Genomic DNA, 20,788 nt, shown 5'->3' with positions numbered 1-20,788 from the left:
CAGGTACAAAAGAAACCGATACAGTCATGAGGGCAAAAGAAATAGGGGTTGAAACCTTTGTTGCCAAACCCCTTGATTTTCCTCTGTTACAAGAAACCATTAAGCCTTTTGAAAACCTGCACTGGTTTATCGGTGTAGATAAGGTGGCCTCATGAGGTGGTGCAAAAAGAAACGCGTTGCAACCGGTGGCGTTGCGGGCGCAGCACTGCTTATTGCTCTGCCATTTATCATATTGCGCGAAGGTGAAAGCCTAGAGGCCTATAAAGATGTGGTGGGTGTCTGGACAATCTGCCACGGTGAAACACATGGCGTGACCGAGGGCATGGTTAAAACCAAAGCGGAATGTGATGCCATGAGCAAAAGTCGCATTGGCGAGTTTATGAGTAACGTACAGGCTTTAATTAAAGTACCTGTCACCGCCCATGTATTAGCCGCGCACACATCCTTTGCGTACAATATAGGGGTAGGGGGCTATTCACGCTCTACCACGCTAAAAAGGACAAATGCGGGCGATATTAAGGGCGGCTGTGAAGCTATGCTTTTATGGTTCAAAGCTGGTGGTAAAGATTGCAGGCCACGTAGAAGTGGTTGCTGGGGTGTTTACAAACGCAGGCAAGACGAGGTGGCGCTATGCCTTTCTGGATTATAAGCAACATCAAATACATTGTCATAGGGCTGCTGATTGCAGCAATACCTACGGCCTATTTGATCGGTACTTATAACGGCAAGCGTGATTGCGTAGCCGAGGTGAAGGTAAAGCAATTAGAACACGAAGTGAAAGTGAGGAAGCGGCATGAAAAGATTGACAAGCAAACACCTTATAATGCTGACAAGTCTAAGCGTTTTGAGTGGATGCGGCAATTCGTTACCGATAAGTGATGTTTGCCCTGAGCCACACTATTTCGCGTGTAGCTCACTCTGTGAACTGGAAAAGGCTAATTTATCTGATTCGACTATTAGCGATTTGCTTTCTGTTTATCCTGTTATGCGGAAGCTGCACGAGCCAGAATTCATCAAGTGTGATTGCGTGGGATAATATGTATCAAGATGGCTATTGCATTAAAGGTGGATTAGCTGGCGGTGCTATGAAGCCTACTTGCTGATGAAATCCCATAAACAGCAAATCATAGATAAAATGCTATGCAGGTTATGTATAAGATATAGAGCAGAAGTGCAGAAGAATTACGAACACTGCCCCTTTTGTATGCGTATGCGTAGGGCTGCTAAAGATGGGAATATGCTTAAGGTTCCAAATTGGATTGGTAGGCGTTACTTAGATTCACACAGCTAACATTATTGCGGGTTTTTGTTAGTTGTTCCTCAATTCTGGTGGCAGGGCTGCTAGGGTTTTTTTGGCTATATCACCAAGCCTCTGCGTATAGTTCCTGTCAGCCCATCGTGATATCTCCTCCAAAGCCTCCACCAATGCGGGGAGGTGTTTATCTGTTGCGCGGGTATTCCATGCTTCTATTACCTCACCGATAGCCTCATCAATGTTAAGTGAACCATCAGAATTAGAGGTAGCTGTTGCGTCTGATTGTGGCATACAACAGCACTCTTGATTGGTACAGCTTATGTAAGCACCCTCAATATTGTACCCGCTAGCCAAAATTGGTGCTTCTCCACAAAAGGGGCATGGCAAAAGCTCAATCGTTTGTTGCTTATTGGTCATGGTTTTTCCTCCATCATTCCGACAATATAAATATTACCCTTATGTTTGAATGCTTGGAAAGAAACACCGCTATCCTCTGCGAATACTGATTCACCGTGTTCCATAGCGTCGGCAATATCAATCTCACTTGCTGTGTGTATCTCAAAACCTGCAAAAACATTCACCATATCATTCACTCCTCTGTTGGTTGTTTGGCTGCTCTTATAAATTCCGCAGCTACTTGCGGTACGATTGCATTGCCAAGCGCATGGATGATAGGATTTCTGTGCTGTACCCCATGAGCCAACAAGGGAATGCTGGGTTCAATGACCCTTTTTTTCCCGTCTGGGCAGCCGATCCATACGCCACTCTGCCAAGGGTATCGTTGCGCAACTTCTCGTCCTTGCGAATCATGCCTTTGCTCAAATCTCCTGTGTCCTTGTAATACCTCACCGTTGGTGTCGGCCACATTGCTGGATGTATTTGATCTTTTAGATTGCTGCATCCTGCCACCTTTTTCGCCCGTTCTAACGCCTCTAAACTTCTGGCTTTCATGTGGTCTAGGCAGTTCGGCGTTCCCCACAAACCATAATCTATCTCTTTTGTGAGGCGAACCAACACTGCAAGCTGGCAATACAGCCGACCCGATGGCGTAACCTTCCGCTTCCAACCCTTCATAAACATCGTCAAGCCACCCGTAGGTAATCGCTGTCGCAACTTGCTCTCCAAAGATTGTTGTAGGGCGATACTGGCTAATGAGGCTGAACCAGACCGGCCATAGGTGGCGCTCATCTGCTTTACCTTTTTGTCGTCCGGCAGAACTGAAAGGTTGGCATGGACAGCTTCCTGTCCATACGGGTTTGTCATCCGGCCAACCCGCAAGTCTGAGTGCGGTAGACCACCCTCCGATCCCTGCAAAGAAGTGGTGTTGTTTGTATCCTCGTAAGTCATCTAATGTTACCTCCTGTATTGGTCTTTCGTCTACATCGCCGCTCGCCACTAACCCGTCTTTGATAAGTTGACGTAATATATGTGCGGATTGCGGGTTAAACTCATTGTAATAAGCTGCCATAGCCTACTCCCCCACCTTAATAACGCCACGCTCGGATAGATACTTCACCAGCTCCTTTGCCTGTTTATCTGCTAAAGCACAGTATCTACACGGGCTTTTCTCACAGCAATCATGGGGGCATCCTAACGCATCAATGAAACGCAAATAACCGCCTATATCATCTACCAACTCCTCCTCCGATACGGATGGGGCTTTGGGTTGGGCTCGTAAGAGGTAGCACAGCATAAACTCTCGTAAATCACGATAATCATGTTTATTATTCCAGTGAGTATCTTTGATTGATTCAATTAAAGATGATTCATCAAAAAAAAGCCCTCTGCCCTCACAGTCAGCTGGGCATCCGTGGGGTATGGTCTCTCCGTTCATTTTTTTTGTAGCATGGACAAAGCATTCCCGCTCGGTAGTATTCCGCTTGTTTTCGCTGTTTTCTTGCGTATTATTCCCGCTCGGTAACATCTTTTCATTGGTCATTTTCTCTTCCCTTTTCTCCATTAAGTTCATCTGCTAATTTTTGCGCTCTATCTCGATCTGAATATACCCCAGCTTCAGGAAAGCTATGGCCATCGAGTTTCACTATCTGATAAACCTCTTTTCCTGTATCTAGGTGAAGGCAGGGGATAACAGTATATTCATTGCACCATTCAGTCATTTTTCTGCTCTATCTTTTGCTAAAGGTTCGATGACTGTTTTCTGGTAAGCAAAGCCTCCGGCTTCGACAGCTTCGTATGTAATGAAATAACACGGATCTGAAAGCCCCCATGGATTGATCTCTAAAAAATAAGGATTTCCTTCAAAAACAAAAACATCAAATATAAAACTCTCAAGAGGCGTGTTTTCCATTATCTTTATTGAAAGCTCTGAAAGGCTATGGGTAAGTGCTTCCACGTCCTCTTCAGGCCATGTTTTGTACCGCGATGGCTCGTATTGGCTAATTCCGATTAGCTTGTTGTTTTTTACAAAACACCGGATTTCTTTGTCGCAGGCAATGTTCCAGTAATCGAATGAATAAAGAACTATTTGCTCTTGGTAGTTAAGCAAATACGATATGTCATCCATGCTCCGAATTGATGATGTAAGGACATCAATTGCCTGCTCTGGGGTTTTAACATACCCCCCATCCAGCGAGTCTTTAGGACTTCTACGGTTTAACCGGATAAACTTTGGCCGCCCATTAAATAGCGGCTTCATCTCGTCTATTAAATCATCGAGAGAAATTGCCACATTTTTTTGGTTGAAAGCACAATCAAAAATCCGTTCCGCATATTTTGTTATGTCAAGCGGCTTGCAGTTCATCTCCGGCCGTAGATCCCACAGCCCCCTGCTCCAATAGTTCATGAAGGTGTGTTTTTCGTAATCACTTATCATCGCTAATCTCCTCTATGATTGCTTTTATGGCTGCTTTGGCAGCGTAGTTGCCCTTATACTTACTCAGACTTCTTAGATTTGGGTGAGTGTAGATTGCCATTGCCACACGCTCCACCATCGCATCACTCATCAGCTCTTTATGAGCATGTGCTATGCCTGCTTTGAAAGCGTGATGTAAGCTTCTTGTGTTGGCGTTATCGTATTCACCGTTTCTTGTCCATAATGCGCTTTTATCTAAGTCAGTGGGTGCGCTTGGCAAGAGCCATTGCTCAAAAGCCTTTTGTGTTTTATTGGCCATGCTTCATTGCCTTTCTTTTTTCTAAAACATCGATAATTATGTGCCTCGCCCTTCGCTTAATTTCTCTTGCATGGTGGATTCCGAAGATTTCTGTTGATGCGGCATCAATAGTCGAAGCAACTCCTCTGGGGCTCATTCCTTCGCTAATGGCTGATTGTATAAAATCCTCCCAGTCAATAAGTATGTCATTATCTCTAGCGAACATGAGCATCTCTTCTAAGGGAATGCCATGTGTTGATCGCAACGCAAAAAATCCACCCAAGACCATCTTGCCGTCCTTAGATTCTCCAGAAATTTTCAAAAGACTCATAACTCGCTAGCCTTCTTTTTTGTCAGTATCCGGTAATTAAAAAGACCCGCCATTGACGGGTTGCACATATCGAATAAGCGAGCCAGATACGGCACGCTGTGATCATTTATCTTCCAATCACATTGCGGCTTTTCAGCTATCGCGGTGTGGTGTCGAAGGAACTCAACAATGGTTCTCGCGCTATAATGCGACCGGCCGCTATTGAATATGGCCGTGGCCTCCTTCTCAAAGGCCAAGTATATGTGTAGATTATCAGGCAGCCATTCCATGAACTCGGCACTAAGCTGGTCTGAATTTTGCCGCGCTATATTTAGCGGCAATGCTTCGGGGGTGTAATCATTGTAATTTGGCATGGTATATTCCTTTTAGTTGGCGGTTGCTATAAGGCGGGACACCGACAAAGAAAGGTAAACGTGCCAACGAAACCCAGAGCCGGTGTCCCTATCCCCCTATTTGGGGGAATCTGCTATTTAAGGAGCCTCCTGACTGTGGCTGTTAATGCGCTCGGCCGCATCAGCATAGGCATCCTCGCAAAGTCGATATTCCTCTGGGTGGCTGGTTTCTATTTGATTCAGCACCCTTACGTTGTTTGAGTACAAAGCGGAAAGATTAAACACCTTTTTCATTCCTCGGCATCGCTCGGCAAATAGGTTTGCCCATGCCACTATATCCTGCTTGGAGGAGTCGCCTTTATGGGGCGGTATTGGGATCATATCGGTAAGCTCTGCCGAATCGGCTTGCGGCTTCTCCTCTTCCATTCCTCTAAGTGCTGGCGGTACGTTATCCGGCTCGGTTTTCTCTGCAGGAGTGTCTTGCTTTATTTCTCCTGTGTCGGGATCCGCACCGGCATCATTTGCCTTGGCGAGTTTTTGCTTAACTCCCTCGTTACCGGTTGCGGCTGTGTCGTTTTCAACAACTTGGCTGTACTCCCCATCAACCATCACCTCGCCCATGGCATCAAAGCTTACGGACTTTCCGGCATCGGTTATGTCCTCGCTAATCGTTGCTTTTTGCACGCTCATTGGAAGGTATTTTGCAATGCGTCTGATTACGGTTTTCTTACCCATTTCTAGGAAGTGGTCAGTCCACACTTTATTTTTTCCGTTACCGCTATCACGCACTTTTTCAACCTCTGCCCTTGTCATATAATCCCAATGGAAGCCACCGTCTTTGAAGCGAGCCAAAGCCCAGAAGTGTGTAACCTCGCCTCGATCTCCGGACATTAAAGGCTTGTGGCTGAATGGAATTTCACCAGCCCAATCAACCGTGAACTCGTCATTTTCATAAACCTCCTTGGCAATGATATTGCTCACCTCGCCACTTCTTCTGGCTAGATCGATCAGCCCCTTATATCCAACAATAAACTGGGCTTCGTTTTGCTTTTTTCTGTTATTCCAAAAGGGGATCAGATACGCTTGCCCCAGCACACCGTCCGGCTCTAATCCTAATTGAGCACTTCGCATAATCGCCCCCAAGAAGCTTTTTTGATCGCACTCGGCAAGCTTGGGAGTGTTTTGAATGGCGTTAAGCGCAATTCGCACCATGCGCTCCGGAGTGATGTGCTTGGGTAACACCAAATCAAATTGCCCCTTCATGGCTTCAAGCGATGCCATTACCGTTGGAGCGGCTTTTTGTGATTTAGTCACCTCTCCCGATTTTGTGTTTTGAATTTCATTTGCCATTTTAGTTTCCTTTCTATTTTGGGTTTAAGTTGGCTTGTTCATGTTCACTATAAATATGGTTATTTCAACAAGAATCTTCGAACCGGATCACCTGTTTTGCTGTAAAGATCATAAATATCGGGGCTTTGCGCCTTTAATAGCTTTGAGTCGATCCTCGTGGATCCCTTTTGCCGCTTCCATGTCGCAAGCTTGGTCACGCCATCTTCAGCAACAAGCACCTCATTTTCCTTCATGTAGTTTTTGATCTGCACCTCGTAGCTTTCCTTTTCCAGCTCCAAGGCTTTGATCTGGTTCTTTATCCCCTTCAGCTCATGGAGCAACGCCAGCGCACCGGCATCGGCCACTATAGCCTCGCCATTGACCGACTTGTATATTTTGGCCACGTCTTGGTTTGTGGTTGGATCTGGTGGCGTGCTGTCCAATACCTTCTGCCAAAAATCATGCTCACGCTCAATGATCATTTCCTGAAGTTCTTTGTCTTCTTTGATGATGAAGTATTTAGGCTCGTTGCCAGCGATCGATACGGTCACATCGGCAATTTCGAGGCCGGTAACAATCAGACCGTGCTGCACTTGGATGATGTACTCGGTCGGGATATCGTCACTTCCCTCAACACCCCAGCCGCTACCGTAAGCAGCGGTCTTAAATTCCTGCAGGCGATTGTCATTAGAAAGGCCGTCTGGGTTGTAAATCATGAAGGGGTATTTTTCGCACTTCAAAGGCTCGTTGGGAACAAAGACCTCTCGGCCGGTCGTATCCGCATAGTGTTGGCGCAGTAGAGGCTCAAGTGCCTTGCCTCGGCTCATTTCCCATGTTTCGTCAACAGGCTCGCGCTCGCCCTTTTTATCCAAGTATATGTCAAGCGGAGTCGACCATTTAGATAGACCAACAACCGGTGCGGCATCGCTGCCCCCGATTCCCTGCCGCCTCATTGCGTGCCAGTGTTCGTTATTTTGTTTCTGTGCCATGATTATTCCTTTTTTGTTGGCGGTTTTAGTTTTAGGTTCATTTTCTCGATAACCGGTAAATCCCCTGCTTTTAGATTGCATTCTTCGTGGCATAAAGCAAGGTTTGAAAAGTGATTGTTTCCTCCGTGTGATATAGATAAAAAGTGTTCAAGAGTGGGCGGGTGCGCTTCTGAAAAATCACCGCCACAATAGCAGCATATCTTCCCATCGCGTTCAATAAGCGAATCCTCTATTTTCTTACGCATAACCCGCTGATGGCGTTTTGTTCCGCTCCACTTTTTTCCGTCCCTGAATGCGAAAAAAGCATCCCGCGCATGATCGTTGCTGAATGACCAAGCACCCTTCGAGTTTTTATAAATAACGCAAACGCCATTAACTGTCTTGAATCGAGCTTGCTCGTAAGGATTGGTTGTCTCCAAAATGGCAGCACCGTTTGCTTCAAGAAAAGCCAAAAGTTTTTTTGCATCATCTGTCATCTTCATCCCTCGCAGCAAGCATAAGGTCGGCATAATGTCGCTGCATTTTAACAAGACGCTTTGTTACATCATCAAATGTTTCGGGGACATCGGGGTCAAAGGCCTTTACCGCATCGTCAAACGTAATGCCGGAATGTGCGGCAAAATAATCACGAAGCGTCATGCCCATATCATAGGGCGGCTGCATATCTCCTGCTGGTGATGCGGCAAGCGGATTGGGAAATGCGGGTGGGTTTGGTGGTTTATCTGTCATTTTTCCTTTTCCTTTCTAGGTATTTTTTGGTGGATAATGTTGCACATTTTTTACATTTTCTGGCTTTGCCAAAACGCTTGCCATTCTTATAGCTATAGGTAGCCAGTGTATTATCATCATCAAACGGATGGCCGTTTATGCAATGGGTTTTTCTGGCGTTTTTAGCTGCAAAACTTTCACCGCGCAGGGTGTTTACGCCACGACTGACCTGCTCCATGTGATGTGGCTGTATGCATCCCCTTTCACGGCACAAATGGTCTATGTCGAGAGACATATCTATTTTGCCATTATGGTTTTCAAAAACTACCCGATGAGCCTTCATCATCTTGTCGGCAACACGCACCCGCCCGTAACCGTCTTCATTAACGGATAGTAAAATCACGCAGTTATCAGACATCCCCCTAAATCGGGATTTTCTAATTTCGCAGGGGCGTTTTTTAATTCTAATCGCAGCCGCCTGTATGTTTATTTGACGGTGTTTTGATAATGATGTAACGCTTTTGGAAGCCATGCAAATTATCCTTGCTTTGGTTAGGGGCAAAGGAAGGGGTGCAACCCTCCTATGCCCCGAATAATATGAAGTATTCTGCATAAGTCAATCAACAATCATCTAACGATAGTTTCTGATTTTTCATATATCTTCGCGCCCTTAAGCTCTCGCCCTCCGGCTTTAACGAAAGAGTTTACAGCCTTTTGCAGCGCATCCGGTGAAAGATGGTGCCGCAGCAAGCCTAAGTCCAACTCCTTCTGGTCGATCACCTCGCCCACCCATACCGTCCGCAGGCTTGCCAAAGCCCCCGATCCGGTGCGTGTTTTCGATAAGTCGGCCGGACTAGCCTGTGAAAACCGGTCAAGGCGTTCTGCCCCCATTTCTGCTATTGTGGCTTGGTCGCGCATCCGGCTCGACTCTTCCTGCTGATTGGTTTTTTCTAAAGCGGCAGCAATCTTGGCGGCCTCCTCTGCCTCCCTGCGCTGCTTGGCGGCCTCTTCGATTCTACGCTGGCGTTCCTTTTCTGCCTGAATCTTTATGTATGAATCCAGCGGGGCTTTTGCATTTTCTTTAGCCTGATCGAGCCGGTTTGTGCTTTCCTTAAAGAATCCATCGACCACGCGGCCGAGCGTCAAGTAAGGCTCTTTTTCGTTCACTCTTATGGTTTCGATACTTTTTCTGGCGGCCATGAGGCTTTTGATTGTATCGGTCGCGGCCTTGGCTTGTTCGTCAGTTTCCACCTTGTCCGGAAGATTGGAGGCCTCCTCGATCAGTTCGTCTGCGCGCTTTATAGCTGCAGCATTATCGCTGGCCAGCTTGTCTTTTAATAGCTCCGCATCTGTAGGTGGCCGATTATGACCAATCGGGCTGTTTTCTTTGGCGGTTGAATCTTGCATTTTATTACTCCTATGTTGTTGCATTAATTATCATTTCACCCACGCGCTGCCTCATCTGATCATCGTCTATTAGCGAGTGAACATCGCGTAGAAGGCAAAGCATTTCTGGCGCGAGCGAAATCAATCGAGCATCGACCTCATTTACGCATCGAGCTACTGGGCTGTTGGTGTCAATAACACCCATACTGTCCCGAAAAACAAGAAGGGGTTGGCTGTCTGCCTGAACCCATGGTGCGGGTGTGTGATTCATTGGTCTAGCTCCTGCAGCCATACCGGCCGCGCATCCTCAACATAACCCTTTGCGCCAACCTTCATGCCTATGTGCTTTACGATCTGCATGGTGCCAAACAAAAGGCACATCACGAACACTAGGCCGATGGCCATGCTTATGAAAGTTCTTAGCTTTGAATCGGTGTATTCGTATTGCTTTGTTTCTCTTGAAAATTCTATACTCATGGTTTTATCCCTCCTTGGATCCGCAGATGATCATCACCCGCGTTGTTGTTGCTTGTTTTAGTGGAAAAGTAAAAAGCTCTTCTCGCTCACCATATTCCGGCTCCATGCCATATTTCGAGCGATACAGGTTAACGGCCGCTTCGTAGTTATCTCTGGCCTCCCCCATGTCTTTGCTGTTCCATCCGCGCTCGCGGGTTTCTACCTCGACACGCTGGCCAAAGGCATCAAATACAGCGCGTTGGGTTTTGTGTATCTCATCGATCTTGTTAGTCATTATTTTGCCCCCGCTTTGCCTGCTTTATATGCAGCCTCTAGTGCCGCCTTTATAGACTCAACCGAAAGGTCGTGAAAATCTAGTGAATCAGAGTTTTGTGTTTCAAGGGTTTCTACGAAAAGATGCTCTTTTGCTATTTGCTCTAATATTTTCATGATTAAGCCTCCTCGGTTTCAAATACTGGTTCAAGGTTATTAAGCCATGCCAGTAAAAGGTTAATGTCCGCCATTTGGTACTCGTTGGCGTTGTTGAAATCCAAGCCCCTGTCGTAATTGTATATTGGGGTGCTTTTGTCTACGACACGAAGCTTGCTAACTCGGCAGCTATTTATTCCATATTCGCTAACCTCGTCATAAACCTTAGCCTCGTATTCTAAGCCGTTTACAACTCCGCTAATCCATCCGTTTTTTTTGCGAGTATCTTTGTATGTGTGTAGTTTCTGTGCCATTTTATTGGTTCCTTTCTTTAGGGGTTTATTCGCTGGCATGAACAATACTATAGATTATTGTTTGCCTAGTCAACCAGATAAATGAAGATAATTACAAATAAAGATGTTGCTTTATTAAAATTAGTGTGGGTATAATCCAAGGTCAAAAGAAAAGGAGCGACATATGAAAATAAACGAATGGTTAAAGGAAACAGGCCGCACGCAAAAATGGGTGTCCGAGCAGCTGGGGATTACGCAACATCGCCTAAGCCAGCTAAAAAACGGCAAAGCAGAGCCGTCTTTGCGCGATGTCATGGACATTTACGAGCTTTCAAACGGCAAGGTCACTTATTGGGACTGGGCAGAGCAGCTGCAGCTATGCACACCGGAGCAGCGGGGTGATTATGTCAGATAACAAGAACCTCAAAACGCTATCCGAGGCATTGGCTGCTTCGAATGAGGCATTAAAAATATTGAGATTCATCGATGAGAGCAACCGGATCGAAGGTATTAAGGATGCTGCTACTGACGAGCAAATAATGGAGCACCGCAGATTCATGGATTTGCAATTTATTACAATACCGGACATCGAGCGTTTTATTTCGGTTCACCAGCCGGACGCAAAGCTGCGCGATCAATGGGGAATGGACGTGCGCGTTGGTGATTACATACCGCCCATCGGTGGAGCGTTGCTTCGCAATAAACTCGAGAACCTTCTGGCGCGTATCAATTATTGCGGCACGGATCCGGATAAAACAATAAACGCCTATCAAGCCCACAAGGAATATGAAGCCATCCACCCATTTATGGATTGCAACGGCCGGTCTGGTCGTATGATCTGGCTTTGGATGATGCGTTCAGCACCGCTTGGTTTCCTTCACACTTGGTATTATCAATCACTCCAACATGAAAGGGTAGAGCTATGATCTGGATTCAGTTTTGGATGCTATTGGCTGTTATGTGCTTTCTCTCAAAGGAAAAGCTATGGGGCGGGATTTTCCTGTTCTTTGCATTCTTTGTTTTTGCCAAGCCTTAGTATATAAATCGTCATTGGTACCGCTGCTGGCCAACTCAAATTAGCGGCATTTTATTGAAAGGTAATAACCATGAGCAAAAGCCATGAACTAGTAAAACAACAATCCATGAAGGGTCACAACTCTGACGAGGAGCTACGCAAATATGTTGAGCGTTTCACTCAGATGGAAATTGACCGCGAGAATATTGGAGGCCGCCAGAAGGATCTACTTAACGAAGCAAAGAAATCTGGCTTTTTAAAGACTTCGATTCGCAAGGCGGTAAAGACTCTGCGCTCCAGCATGGAGCAACGCCAATCTGCCACAGAGGTAGAGCGTGCAACCAAAGAATATGTGGAAATCTGCTCAGACCTTCCATTATTCAAGCAAGCGTCCGGTGCTACGGACGAGGCCAAAGAAGCGGTCGGTAAATAATATGGCAACCAATGAAGGTCGCTTTATTTTAGTGGGTGATCCTGTTCCGCAGGGTCGCCCACGCTTCTCAATAAGAGGTCGGGGCAAGAACGCATTTGTTCAAACATATGATCCGGAGAAATCAGCTGCAGAGAAAAAAAGAATCCGCAAAGAGATGCGTATCTTCATGTTGGAGAATGGCATTAAAATTTATAGCTGCCCCCTAGCTGTTGACCTTAAGTTTTATTTTCCGGTACCAAAAAGCTATTCGAAAAAAAAGGCCGATCAAGCACTGACCGGTATAATGCCACACACAAAAAAGCCAGACGTTGATAATTGCGCGAAGCTCGTGCTGGATGCCTGCAACAGCATATTGTTTGAAGACGATAGCCAAATTGTCCGGCTCACCGCGTCAAAGGATTACTCGAGTCGTTCCGGCACCATAATGACATTTAAACCATTTTTATTTACTGGAGAAAACAATGGAAGCTAAGGATTACCATGTCGGCCTCGTTAGGGGCTTTATTTTAGGACAAAATGCACCCACGATTGTCTTGCACGCGCTCGATTGCATCGTAGACGGTGTGAAGTCAAGAGCCGGTGAAAAAATAGGGAGGGCAGAAGCCATGGTCACTGAAAAATCGGAAAATATTAAAACCACCCAGATCGAGCCAGAAGTTATTATTCCAATAAAAAAGAAGCGTCTGGGTGATGAACCTGACCATATGGAAGAGCGAAAAAAGCGATCGAGATACACCGCTGCCGATACCGAACTCATGAAGCAAATGTATCAAAGAGGTGATTCGGTTATAGACATCGCAAATCATTTTAAGCGCAAACCGGCCGATATTTATTCGAAGCTAAATTACATGGGGGTTAAGAGAAAATGAAACCACAAAAGCAGCAATTGTTCGACCTTTCGCTTGCGGTAATTATTGGATTGGCGTATTGGTTCAGGACAAGTTTTATTTGCCTAGGGGCAAAGATAAATGATTAAAGAAACAAAGAAATTGCCGGTTTTACTCCATTGGATCGGCAAGGCGGGGGACGGTAGGCATACCGCTATTTATTCATCCCGAATAGATATCCCCCGTCACTTTTTAGGGATGACAACGATTTTTAGAAAGGGATGAATCATGCCAAAAGACAAAACAGGACACTTTTATTACGAGTGGTACCCAGCCATTTATAGGGGCGATACGCAGCATTTAACGCTCAAACAGGACGGTGCATATCGCAGATTAATAGACCATTATATTGAAACAAAAGCCCCCATATTGGATAACGATTTGGCAATTTCTAGGATCGTAGGAGTGGGTGTTGAGGAGTGGATTGAGATACGCGATGATGTGGTAAAATTCTTTAAACCTAGCGAAAACCCACTGGGTTATCTAATTCACACTTTTTGCGAAAACACCCTCGAAAAACACAGCTCCAGAATCACAAAATCGAGCAAAAACGGAAAAAAAGGCGGACGGCCTAAGAAACCGAAAGATAAAGATAATAACCCAGTGGGTAAAAAAGCGGAAACCCAACAGAAAGCTGAACAGAACAGAACAGAACATATAAGTAATGGTGGAGTTAGCGCGGGCGCGCACGTTAATATTAATGATTCAAGCTTCAGAAAAGTGTTCGATGCAGGAACCAAAATTCACCCAAGGCTCGAACCGACAAATACCTCATCGATTAAAAAATGGATTGCTGCAGGTTGCGATGCCGAACTCGACATCATTCCGGTGATTGAAAAATCGGAGGGCAAGGATATCGGATCGTGGTCGTATTTTGACCGGCCGGTGATGCAAGCAAAAGTCGATCGAGAAAAACCGTTGCCAGAGCCGGAAGCTTCTGCTAAAGTTTCAGGTGTCGAAACGGAAAGCGAGAGGGAAAACAGGTTTGCTAGGATCCACCAAAAAATGCTCGAAGATGCGAAACGTGAAAACGGAGAAGCGTCATGAACCAAGCAGATTTTATCCGTGACGAAAAAGCCGACAGCTTAAAACACTTCCAACGAATCAAAGAAAATATTATTGATCCAGTTGAAAAGCTCTACAGCAAAAACTTAAATGATTTCCAAATTGAGGCATGGGTCGAAGACCTTGCAGAGTTCTCAAACAACGAGCTTAAAGAAGCCGTAAAAATACTAAGACAAAATAAAACATATTTTCCAAAATTAAGCGAAGCCATGTCTGCTTGCCAGTCGGCACGTAAACAGCGTTACTCCAAAGACGGATATGCCAAAACCGGTGAGGGGTATATTACTGTCCAGCAAAAATGGCAGGAGCGTGAGGAGAATATCAGGCGCATGGTTGATTCTTACATCCAGCATTTCAAAAACACATCAGCCATTTACCCCGAAGCTTTGAGGGGTAAATATGAAAAAAGCCTTTTAACCTACATCGATGCAGTCGCCTTTGTTCAGGCTCAAATGATCGAGGGTGGTGGCAATGGCATCGGCTGGTCATCAATTAATATCTTTGGATGTGTCGGAACACCAACGCCCGAAGAGGTCGCTTTATTTTTCCAAAACCAACGGCAACTATGCTCGGCCGGAGTGATTGACGTGCCTATTCCAACTGGGAAAATAAGAGAGTGGAAGCGTAAAAATGGCGCAATATAAAAGCAATAATTGGACGCTTTCTAATTGGAAAGTAGACAAAACGCGGCCAATGGCTTAGGATGTAGTTATGTCAAGAAGTGAGAAAACAGAAACATTACCCACGCTTAAGAGCGTGAAACTAGAAAACCTGAAGCCATACGCACGCAATAGCCGGACGCATAGCCCGCTGCAGATTGAGCAGATAATTGCCAGCATTAAGCACTTCGGTTTCACCAACCCATTACTGATCGACCCAAAGAATCAAATCATAGCCGGACACGGCAGGCTGGAGGCCGCAAGAAAGATTGGCATGGGGGCTTTGCCCTGTATTGTGCTAAAGGGGCTATCAGAGGCGCAAAAACGCGCACTGGTGATTGCCGATAATAAGATCGCCTCAAATGCCGGTTGGGATGAGCAGCTATTGGCCGAGGAATTAAAGCAGCTGCAGGCCGATGATTTCGATCTTGGCGTTGTTGGATTCGATGACGATGAACTGAAAGGCTATCTTGATGACGAGCCGGAGGATGGATTAACCGATGAAGATGATGTGCCGGAACCGCCTAAAAAGCCAAAGACAAAAACAGGCGACATTTGGTTGCTTGGAGATCACCGGCTTATGTGTGGTGATAGCACCGGTGTTCTTTTTGCCGAGGCACTGATGGGTAATGATCGAGCGGATATGCTTTTAACCGATCCACCATATAACGTGGCCTATGAAGGAAAAACCAAAGAGGCCATGACGATTGAGAACGACTCCATGAGCAACGATAACTTCAGGGAGTTTTTAAAGCAGGCATTTAACTGCGCTGATAAATTCATGAAAAAGGGTGGTGTTTTCTACATCTGGCACGCGGACTCGGAGGGGTATAACTTCCGTGGTGCCTGTGCGGATATCGAGTGGCAAGTTCGCCAGTGCTTGATCTGGGTAAAGCAAACCATGGTTATGGGGCGACAGGACTACCACTGGAAGCATGAGCCTTGCCTGTACGGATGGAAAGCCGGTGCCGCGCATTTATGGGCTAGCGATAGAAAACAAACGACCTTGCTAGAGTTCGACCGGCCGTCACGTAACGAGGAACACCCCACCATGAAGCCGGTGGCTCTCTTCGAATACCAAATGCTAAACAATACGAAAAAGGGCGGCATTGTGCTTGATCTATTTGGCGGATCCGGAACGACCATCATTGCGGCAGAAAAGAACGGACGCAAGGCTCGGGTCATGGAACTCGACCCTAAATATTGCGATGTTATTGTAAAACGCTGGGAGGACTTCACCGGCAAAAAGGCAACGTTAGAAAATGGAAAACATACTGGAACAAAAAAAGGGCGAGCCGCCTAACTTTCACCGCATAGCGTTTGAGGAGTTCTTCATCGCAGCGTTAGAGGGTAAATCGGAGGATAGCGAATATGTCAGGAAAAAAAGTTACAAAAGGTACGAAAAAGAAAACAAAGACTACCGCGAAAAAGAAGCGAGGAGTGGGGAAGCCAAGCAAGGCCGGTAATATTGATCTGGGCAAGATCGAGGTTTACGCCTCACGCGGACTAACTAAGCCACAAATTGCTGCCTGCCTTGATATGAGCCTATCCGCTTATATGTCCTATCAGGTTGATCGCCCCGATATGATCGAAGCATACGACCGTGGAAGAGCAAAGGGCGTTGCCATGGTTGCCGGAAAGCTTATGAAGAATGTGGATAACATGAACCAAAAAGCCATCGAGTATTATCTAAGCCGCGTTGCCAAATGGTCAGAAACCACGGTGATTCACCACGGTAACGATGAGGGCATACCGCTTGCAGTAGCAGACGTTAGTGATGAAGAGGCGCAAGAGGCATGGATCAAATCAATGAATCCTCAGTGACCGCAGAGTTCGCTTGGCCACCAGATTATGCGGCCGAGTTCCGCAGGCGAACAACAATAAACAGCAATCTAAGACGTGACCCTAAGCTTCTGGCCAAGGTCAACCAGTTCTATAAAAACAATCCGGTCGAGTGGATCAATGACTTCTGCATTACCTATGACCCCCGCGTGGTGCCGCCAACACCAAAGATCATGCCTTTTATTCTGTTCCCCAAGCAGCGCGAATTTATCCAATGGCTTTATGATTGCTGGATTAATAAGGAAAATGGCCTGAATGAAAAATCCCGTGATGTTGGTGCATCATGGCTGTGCTGTGCGTTCTCGGCTTGGATGTGGAAATACCACGAGGGAAGTGCTATCGGCTGGGGGTCGCGAAAAGAGGAGTATGTGGATAAAAAGGGCGACATGAAAGCCATATTCCCCAAGGTGCGTAAAATCATAGAATATCTGCCTGACTTCATGATTCCTGTAGGATTTAACATGACCGCGCACGCCACCTACATGAAGATAACCAATCCGGAAAATGACTCGACCATTACCGGTGAGGCCGGTGACAATATCGGCCGTGGCGGTCGGACAAGTATTTTCTTTAAAGATGAATCAGCGCATTATGAAAGGCCGGAGCTAATCGAGGCCGCGCTTGGTGACAACACCGATGTGCAAATAGATATTTCCAGTGTGCGCGGTACCGCTAACGTTTTCTACCGGAGGCGAATGGCCGGTGAAATATGGGAGCCAGACCACGATATACCAAGCGGCAAGACGAGGGTGTTTGTTCTTGATTGGAAGGATCACCCCGCAAAGACTCAGGAATGGTACGATAAGCGAAAGGCGCGAGCCATTGACGAGGGCTTGGCGCATATGTTCGCGCAAGAGGTTGATCGGGATTATAGCGGATCCGTTGAGCGCATTATCATACCGGCCGCATGGGTACGCGCAGCGATAGACGCGCATAAAAAGCTGGGCTTCGAGCCGACCGGTGCAAAGATAGCCGGACAGGATGTTGCCGATGGCGGGGGCGATAAAAACGCATTGGTGGGTCGTCATGGGGTGGTGTGTAATTATGCTGAACACTGGGGTGGCGATGCCGGTGAAGCCTCCAAGATAGCCGTGAAAGCCTGCCAAGAGATGGGGATCAATGAGCTGTATTATGACTCAATCGGTGTGGGTGTTGGCTTCAAGACCGGAATCAATAACCTGAAAGAATCCGACAGCTTTCCTCCCGCGCTTACCGTTCACCCATGGAATGCCGGTGCCAGTCCGCTGGATCCGGAGGACAGGGTTATTCCGCTCGATGACCAGACACCGCTCAACAAAGACCAATATGGAAATCTGAAGGCGCAAAGCTGGGATCGCACGCGCAGGCGTTTTTACAAAACATACCGAGCCGTTGAGTTCGGAGAGAAATATGATCACGATGAACTAATCTCGCTTGATAGCACGATGCCGAAACTTCACCAGCTGCAGATGGAATTATCGCAGGCCGTGTTCAAGGACAACGGAGAGCGCAAGACCATTGTGGATAAAAAACCAAGCGGGGCTATTTCACCTAACATGGCCGATGCATTTGTGATGTGCTTTAACCCATGCCGCTTCATTTCTATTTTCGATGTTTTGTAATTGTGGGTTGGGGCAAAAATCCAACTCACTAGACAGAATTGTCCGCAAGTGTTAAATTAACCGAAACCTCACCTGAAGGAACACCAGCATGAGCGACATAAAAACGGCCGAAAACTCGCACGACCCCTCTGTGATAAACCCCGATGATTTGAAAGTAATAAACAGCCTCAGCAGCCTAGTGCAGAGCATATACGGTGATAATGGGATGGGCTTTCCAGCTTCGGGCGGCAAGCAAGTTTCACAAACCGACACGCTTTTTCTAAATAACCGATGGTACCTAATTAGCAACTTCCGGCAGCTACTAAGCCAGATGTATGTGGAGCACGGCATTGTTCAAACTCTTATTGATCAGCCGGTAGACGATGCGTTCCGTGCTGGCTTTGAGATCAAAACCGAGCAGTTTGACGGTGACGACATCGAACGCCTGATGAATTATTTAGAGCGCAACAACGTTATCCGGACAATCATGCAGGCGCACAAGTGGGCAAGACTATTTGGTGGCGCGGCAGTCGTTGTTCTGACCGATGAAGATCCGGCCACGCCATTTAACCCAAGTTCCATTAATGAAAACTCCCCCCTCGGATTTAGGGCTGTGGATATGTGGGAGCTTTACGATCAATATGCTGGCCTTGAAGATGACCAGCTAAACGCATCAGAGGGCGGTGTTCAGCATGAGCCGGAGTTCTATGACTTCCACGGCAAAAAGGTGCACAACAGCCGAGTTTATCGCGTAGAGGGCAAGGAGGCACCATCTTTCATCCGTCCTCGCTTGCGCGGCTGGGGAATGTCAGAAATTGAACGCCTTGTTCGCTCGCTCAATCAGTACATGAAAAACCAAGACGTGGTGTTTGATCTTCTCGATGAAGCCAAGGTCGATGTGTATAAAATCAAAAGCTTCAACAGCTCGCTTGCTACGGCCAATGGTACCAACAAATTGTCCGAGCGAATCCAGCTTGCTAATATGCTAAAAGGCCATAACCACGCCCTAACCATGGATTCAGAAGACGATTACCAACAAAAGCAGGTGGCCTTTACCGGATTGTCAGAGGTGCTTGTGCAGATCCGGCAGGGTATTGCGGCCGACCTTAAGATGCCGCTTACCAAGCTATTCGGTCTTTCTGCCTCCGGCTTTAATTCGGGTGAAGACGACATCGAAAACTATAACAGCATGGTGGAGAGCGAAGTCCGCGCTAAGTGCAAATATAACGTGGTGGATATTCTGCAGCTATGTTGCCAGAAAATGTTTGGTACCATGGCCGATGATATGGCCATCGAGTTCGCGCCATTGCGTATGCTTTCTGCCAAAGAGGAAGAGGAGGTTAAGAACCACCAGTTCAACCGCGTGGTGGCCTCTTATACCTCCGGCCTTATTCTCGACAGCGAAGCCAAGGAATCAATAAACGTTGGCTCTTTGTTGCCTGTTGAGATTGACGAGGGTGTCCCTGCCGGTGATCCGATCGATGCCGGTGAGGACTATTCCGTTGACGAAGGGTCGCAATCATAACGCGAGGATCCGCCACATGAGATACTTACCGCCAATCCCCCTGAAGGAAAAATACTGGATCGATATTGAAAGGCGCATCGAGCGTGCTTTATGGGAGGGAGTTTTCAAGCCCCTCTACGAAGTGTTTAAAGAATCAGGCGTGGAAATAAAAAACGATGTTGGTGACAGCCCATTAATCGCAGCGATCAAAAGCGGCCGCATCACATTTAACGGCCTTGGCCTAAGTGGAAGCTTCAACGCGGCCACCACAAAAGAAATGAAAAAGCTAGGGGGCGTTTACAAACGCGCTGGTAAATCTTGGGTGTTTGATTCCATGCCGTCAGAGGTTCAATCCGCCATTGCCTTTGCATCGGCTAAGTCAGAGAAAACGCTCGGCCGGTTGGTCAGCACGCTCGACAGCTTGGATGTTGACTCTGCCATTACCAAGGCCGGAATCAAGGAGGGCTATGGCCACTCGGTTGATAAGATGAACAACGACTTTCTCAAAATGAGCGAGAAGATTACCGTTGCCCCCATGCTCACGGCTCAGGCCGTTGACACCATCACCAAAGAATGGGCTGAAAACTTGGAGCTGTATGTCCGCAACTTTGCCGAAGACCAGATATTGGAAATGCGTAAGACCATAACCGACAACACCATGGCCGGATACCGAGCCGAGGGCGTGGCAAAGAAAATTCAAAAGGAGTACGGAGTCAGCAAGCGAAAAGCCAAGTTTCTGGCACGGCAGGAAACCGCGCTGCTCACCTCGAAGTTTCAAAAAGAGCGTTTTAAAGATATTGGCGTGACCCGCTACCGTTGGAGCACATCGGGGGACGAGCGCGTGCGCGGTGACCACAAGGAACTAAATGGCAAGATATTCTCATGGGATAGCCCCCCTGTAACTGATAGACGAACCGGCAAAAGAAACCACCCATCGGAAGACTTTGGTTGCCGGTGCATCGCCATCCCTGTATTGGATTAGTATATGCTCACACCCCACCAACAACTCGCTTGGATTTCCTCACTTCTCATGAATGAAATGGCCGGTGAACTCTACGGTACCATCACGATTAAGATGGAAAAAGGAAGCATCAAGCAGTCCAAGATTGAGCGCACAGAATTGCCCCCTGTTGACGAAGGTGATAATAACTGATAATATGCACCTTAAGTTAATTTGATTAATAC

The 20,788-nt window shown here is 46.8% G+C and carries 35 protein-coding genes; 15 read left to right on the top strand and 20 right to left on the bottom strand.

Annotated features, from left to right (window positions below):
* Nucleotides 1–151 precede the first annotated feature (151 nt).
* Both Q0688_RS07740 and Q0688_RS07735 read left to right on the top strand, forming a co-directional pair.
* On the top strand, nt 152–649 hold the full coding sequence (locus tag Q0688_RS07740) for a lysozyme (RefSeq protein WP_299074779.1): 498 nt from the start codon (nt 152–154) through the stop codon (nt 647–649).
* Complete coding sequence (locus Q0688_RS07735; protein WP_299074778.1) at nt 631–879, top strand: hypothetical protein; 249 nt, start codon at nt 631–633, stop codon at nt 877–879. The genes Q0688_RS07740 and Q0688_RS07735 overlap by 19 nt, the downstream gene beginning before the upstream one ends.
* Before the next feature lie 430 nt (nt 880–1,309).
* On the opposite strand, the gene Q0688_RS07730 is transcribed toward Q0688_RS07735, so the two are convergent.
* From Q0688_RS07730 to Q0688_RS07635, 20 genes are all read right to left on the bottom strand, one after another.
* Nucleotides 1,310–1,672 (bottom strand): Lar family restriction alleviation protein, encoded by a 363-nt coding sequence (locus Q0688_RS07730; protein WP_299074777.1) that lies wholly within the window; start codon nt 1,670–1,672, stop codon nt 1,310–1,312.
* A complete protein-coding gene (locus tag Q0688_RS07725; protein ID WP_299074776.1) occupies nt 1,669–1,839 on the bottom strand; it encodes a hypothetical protein in 171 nt (56 codons plus the stop codon). The genes Q0688_RS07730 and Q0688_RS07725 overlap by 4 nt, the downstream gene beginning before the upstream one ends.
* 5 nt (nt 1,840–1,844) lie before the next feature.
* Nucleotides 1,845–2,723 (bottom strand): DNA cytosine methyltransferase, encoded by an 879-nt coding sequence (locus tag Q0688_RS07720; RefSeq protein WP_299074775.1) that lies wholly within the window; start codon nt 2,721–2,723, stop codon nt 1,845–1,847.
* A gap of 3 nt (nt 2,724–2,726) precedes the next feature.
* Nucleotides 2,727–3,194 carry a hypothetical protein gene (locus Q0688_RS07715; protein ID WP_299074774.1) on the bottom strand — a complete coding sequence of 156 codons (468 nt, stop codon included), beginning with the start codon at nt 3,192–3,194 and terminating at the stop codon, nt 2,727–2,729.
* The gene (locus Q0688_RS07710) at nt 3,184–3,372 is read right to left on the bottom strand and encodes a hypothetical protein (protein WP_299074773.1); all 189 of its coding nucleotides are present in this window, start codon (nt 3,370–3,372) and stop codon (nt 3,184–3,186) included. Before Q0688_RS07710 ends, Q0688_RS07715 begins: the two co-directional genes overlap by 11 nt.
* Nucleotides 3,369–4,088 (bottom strand): hypothetical protein, encoded by a 720-nt coding sequence (locus Q0688_RS07705; protein WP_299074772.1) that lies wholly within the window; start codon nt 4,086–4,088, stop codon nt 3,369–3,371. The genes Q0688_RS07710 and Q0688_RS07705 overlap by 4 nt, the downstream gene beginning before the upstream one ends.
* Nucleotides 4,078–4,386: a hypothetical protein gene (locus tag Q0688_RS07700; RefSeq protein WP_299074771.1), complete on the bottom strand. Its 309-nt coding sequence runs from the start codon at nt 4,384–4,386 to the stop codon at nt 4,078–4,080. Before Q0688_RS07700 ends, Q0688_RS07705 begins: the two co-directional genes overlap by 11 nt.
* Entirely contained in the window at nt 4,376–4,696 is a 321-nt protein-coding gene (locus Q0688_RS07695) for a hypothetical protein (protein ID WP_299074770.1), read from the bottom strand. The genes Q0688_RS07700 and Q0688_RS07695 overlap by 11 nt, the downstream gene beginning before the upstream one ends.
* The gene (locus Q0688_RS07690) at nt 4,693–5,049 is read right to left on the bottom strand and encodes a hypothetical protein (RefSeq protein WP_299074769.1); all 357 of its coding nucleotides are present in this window, start codon (nt 5,047–5,049) and stop codon (nt 4,693–4,695) included. The genes Q0688_RS07695 and Q0688_RS07690 overlap by 4 nt, the downstream gene beginning before the upstream one ends.
* Before the next feature lie 117 nt (nt 5,050–5,166).
* Nucleotides 5,167–6,378, bottom strand: coding sequence for a recombinase RecT (locus Q0688_RS07685; RefSeq protein WP_299074768.1), 1,212 nt, complete (start codon nt 6,376–6,378; stop codon nt 5,167–5,169).
* Nucleotides 6,379–6,437: 59 nt separating this feature from the next.
* On the bottom strand, nt 6,438–7,346 hold the full coding sequence (locus tag Q0688_RS07680; RefSeq protein ID WP_299074767.1) for a lambda-exonuclease family protein: 909 nt from the start codon (nt 7,344–7,346) through the stop codon (nt 6,438–6,440).
* A 2-nt stretch (nt 7,347–7,348) separates the two neighbouring features.
* Nucleotides 7,349–7,822 (bottom strand): HNH endonuclease, encoded by a 474-nt coding sequence (locus Q0688_RS07675; RefSeq protein ID WP_299074766.1) that lies wholly within the window; start codon nt 7,820–7,822, stop codon nt 7,349–7,351.
* On the bottom strand, nt 7,812–8,075 hold the full coding sequence (locus Q0688_RS07670; protein WP_299074765.1) for a hypothetical protein: 264 nt from the start codon (nt 8,073–8,075) through the stop codon (nt 7,812–7,814). The genes Q0688_RS07675 and Q0688_RS07670 overlap by 11 nt, the downstream gene beginning before the upstream one ends.
* A complete protein-coding gene (locus Q0688_RS07665) occupies nt 8,065–8,586 on the bottom strand; it encodes an HNH endonuclease (RefSeq protein ID WP_299074764.1) in 522 nt (173 codons plus the stop codon). Before Q0688_RS07665 ends, Q0688_RS07670 begins: the two co-directional genes overlap by 11 nt.
* A 95-nt stretch (nt 8,587–8,681) precedes the next feature.
* Nucleotides 8,682–9,461, bottom strand: coding sequence for a hypothetical protein (locus Q0688_RS07660; RefSeq protein WP_299074763.1), 780 nt, complete (start codon nt 9,459–9,461; stop codon nt 8,682–8,684).
* 10 nt (nt 9,462–9,471) lie between these two features.
* The gene (locus Q0688_RS07655) at nt 9,472–9,711 is read right to left on the bottom strand and encodes a hypothetical protein (RefSeq protein ID WP_299074762.1); all 240 of its coding nucleotides are present in this window, start codon (nt 9,709–9,711) and stop codon (nt 9,472–9,474) included.
* Entirely contained in the window at nt 9,708–9,917 is a 210-nt protein-coding gene (locus tag Q0688_RS07650) for a hypothetical protein (protein ID WP_299074761.1), read from the bottom strand. The genes Q0688_RS07655 and Q0688_RS07650 overlap by 4 nt, the downstream gene beginning before the upstream one ends.
* Nucleotides 9,918–9,921: 4 nt before the next feature.
* Nucleotides 9,922–10,191, bottom strand: a complete 270-nt coding sequence (locus Q0688_RS07645; RefSeq protein ID WP_299074760.1) for a hypothetical protein — start codon at nt 10,189–10,191, stop codon at nt 9,922–9,924.
* Entirely contained in the window at nt 10,191–10,346 is a 156-nt protein-coding gene (locus tag Q0688_RS07640; RefSeq protein WP_299074759.1) for a hypothetical protein, read from the bottom strand. The genes Q0688_RS07645 and Q0688_RS07640 overlap by 1 nt, the downstream gene beginning before the upstream one ends.
* A gap of 2 nt (nt 10,347–10,348) precedes the next feature.
* Nucleotides 10,349–10,639, bottom strand: a complete 291-nt coding sequence (locus tag Q0688_RS07635; protein WP_299074758.1) for a hypothetical protein — start codon at nt 10,637–10,639, stop codon at nt 10,349–10,351.
* A gap of 163 nt (nt 10,640–10,802) precedes the next feature.
* Here Q0688_RS07635 and Q0688_RS07630 point away from each other — a divergent pair, with 163 nt between their 5' ends.
* From Q0688_RS07630 to Q0688_RS07570, 13 genes are all read left to right on the top strand, one after another.
* On the top strand, nt 10,803–11,033 hold the full coding sequence (locus Q0688_RS07630) for a helix-turn-helix transcriptional regulator (protein WP_299074757.1): 231 nt from the start codon (nt 10,803–10,805) through the stop codon (nt 11,031–11,033).
* The gene (locus Q0688_RS07625; RefSeq protein ID WP_299074756.1) at nt 11,023–11,544 is read left to right on the top strand and encodes a Fic family protein; all 522 of its coding nucleotides are present in this window, start codon (nt 11,023–11,025) and stop codon (nt 11,542–11,544) included. Before Q0688_RS07630 ends, Q0688_RS07625 begins: the two co-directional genes overlap by 11 nt.
* Before the next feature lie 180 nt (nt 11,545–11,724).
* Complete coding sequence (locus Q0688_RS07620; protein ID WP_299074755.1) at nt 11,725–12,066, top strand: GapR family DNA-binding domain-containing protein; 342 nt, start codon at nt 11,725–11,727, stop codon at nt 12,064–12,066.
* 1 nt (nt 12,067) lies between these two features.
* Complete coding sequence (locus Q0688_RS07615) at nt 12,068–12,538, top strand: RusA family crossover junction endodeoxyribonuclease (RefSeq protein WP_299074754.1); 471 nt, start codon at nt 12,068–12,070, stop codon at nt 12,536–12,538.
* Entirely contained in the window at nt 12,528–12,935 is a 408-nt protein-coding gene (locus Q0688_RS07610; protein WP_299074753.1) for a hypothetical protein, read from the top strand. Before Q0688_RS07615 ends, Q0688_RS07610 begins: the two co-directional genes overlap by 11 nt.
* A gap of 246 nt (nt 12,936–13,181) precedes the next feature.
* Complete coding sequence (locus Q0688_RS07605; RefSeq protein WP_299074752.1) at nt 13,182–14,000, top strand: YdaU family protein; 819 nt, start codon at nt 13,182–13,184, stop codon at nt 13,998–14,000.
* Entirely contained in the window at nt 13,997–14,662 is a 666-nt protein-coding gene (locus Q0688_RS07600; protein WP_299074751.1) for a hypothetical protein, read from the top strand. Before Q0688_RS07605 ends, Q0688_RS07600 begins: the two co-directional genes overlap by 4 nt.
* A gap of 67 nt (nt 14,663–14,729) precedes the next feature.
* Nucleotides 14,730–15,980, top strand: a complete 1,251-nt coding sequence (locus Q0688_RS07595; protein WP_299074750.1) for a site-specific DNA-methyltransferase — start codon at nt 14,730–14,732, stop codon at nt 15,978–15,980.
* Between the two features lie 68 nt (nt 15,981–16,048).
* Nucleotides 16,049–16,501, top strand: a complete 453-nt coding sequence (locus Q0688_RS07590) for a hypothetical protein (protein WP_299074749.1) — start codon at nt 16,049–16,051, stop codon at nt 16,499–16,501.
* Nucleotides 16,474–18,120 (top strand): terminase large subunit, encoded by a 1,647-nt coding sequence (locus tag Q0688_RS07585; RefSeq protein ID WP_299074748.1) that lies wholly within the window; start codon nt 16,474–16,476, stop codon nt 18,118–18,120. Before Q0688_RS07590 ends, Q0688_RS07585 begins: the two co-directional genes overlap by 28 nt.
* A gap of 88 nt (nt 18,121–18,208) precedes the next feature.
* Nucleotides 18,209–19,624: a DUF1073 domain-containing protein gene (locus Q0688_RS07580; protein ID WP_299074747.1), complete on the top strand. Its 1,416-nt coding sequence runs from the start codon at nt 18,209–18,211 to the stop codon at nt 19,622–19,624.
* Nucleotides 19,625–19,640: 16 nt separating this feature from the next.
* Nucleotides 19,641–20,585 (top strand): minor capsid protein, encoded by a 945-nt coding sequence (locus Q0688_RS07575; RefSeq protein ID WP_299074746.1) that lies wholly within the window; start codon nt 19,641–19,643, stop codon nt 20,583–20,585.
* Between the two features lie 3 nt (nt 20,586–20,588).
* Nucleotides 20,589–20,756 carry a hypothetical protein gene (locus Q0688_RS07570; RefSeq protein ID WP_299074745.1) on the top strand — a complete coding sequence of 56 codons (168 nt, stop codon included), beginning with the start codon at nt 20,589–20,591 and terminating at the stop codon, nt 20,754–20,756.
* The last annotated feature ends 32 nt before the right edge of the window (nt 20,757–20,788 follow it).

Origin of the sequence: uncultured Paraglaciecola sp., from assembly GCF_937123705.1 — a bacterium.
GTDB lineage: Bacteria > Pseudomonadota > Gammaproteobacteria > Enterobacterales > Alteromonadaceae > Paraglaciecola.
Note: the sequence above shows the minus strand (reverse complement) of the source record. Positions and strands in the feature narration are given on the sequence as shown.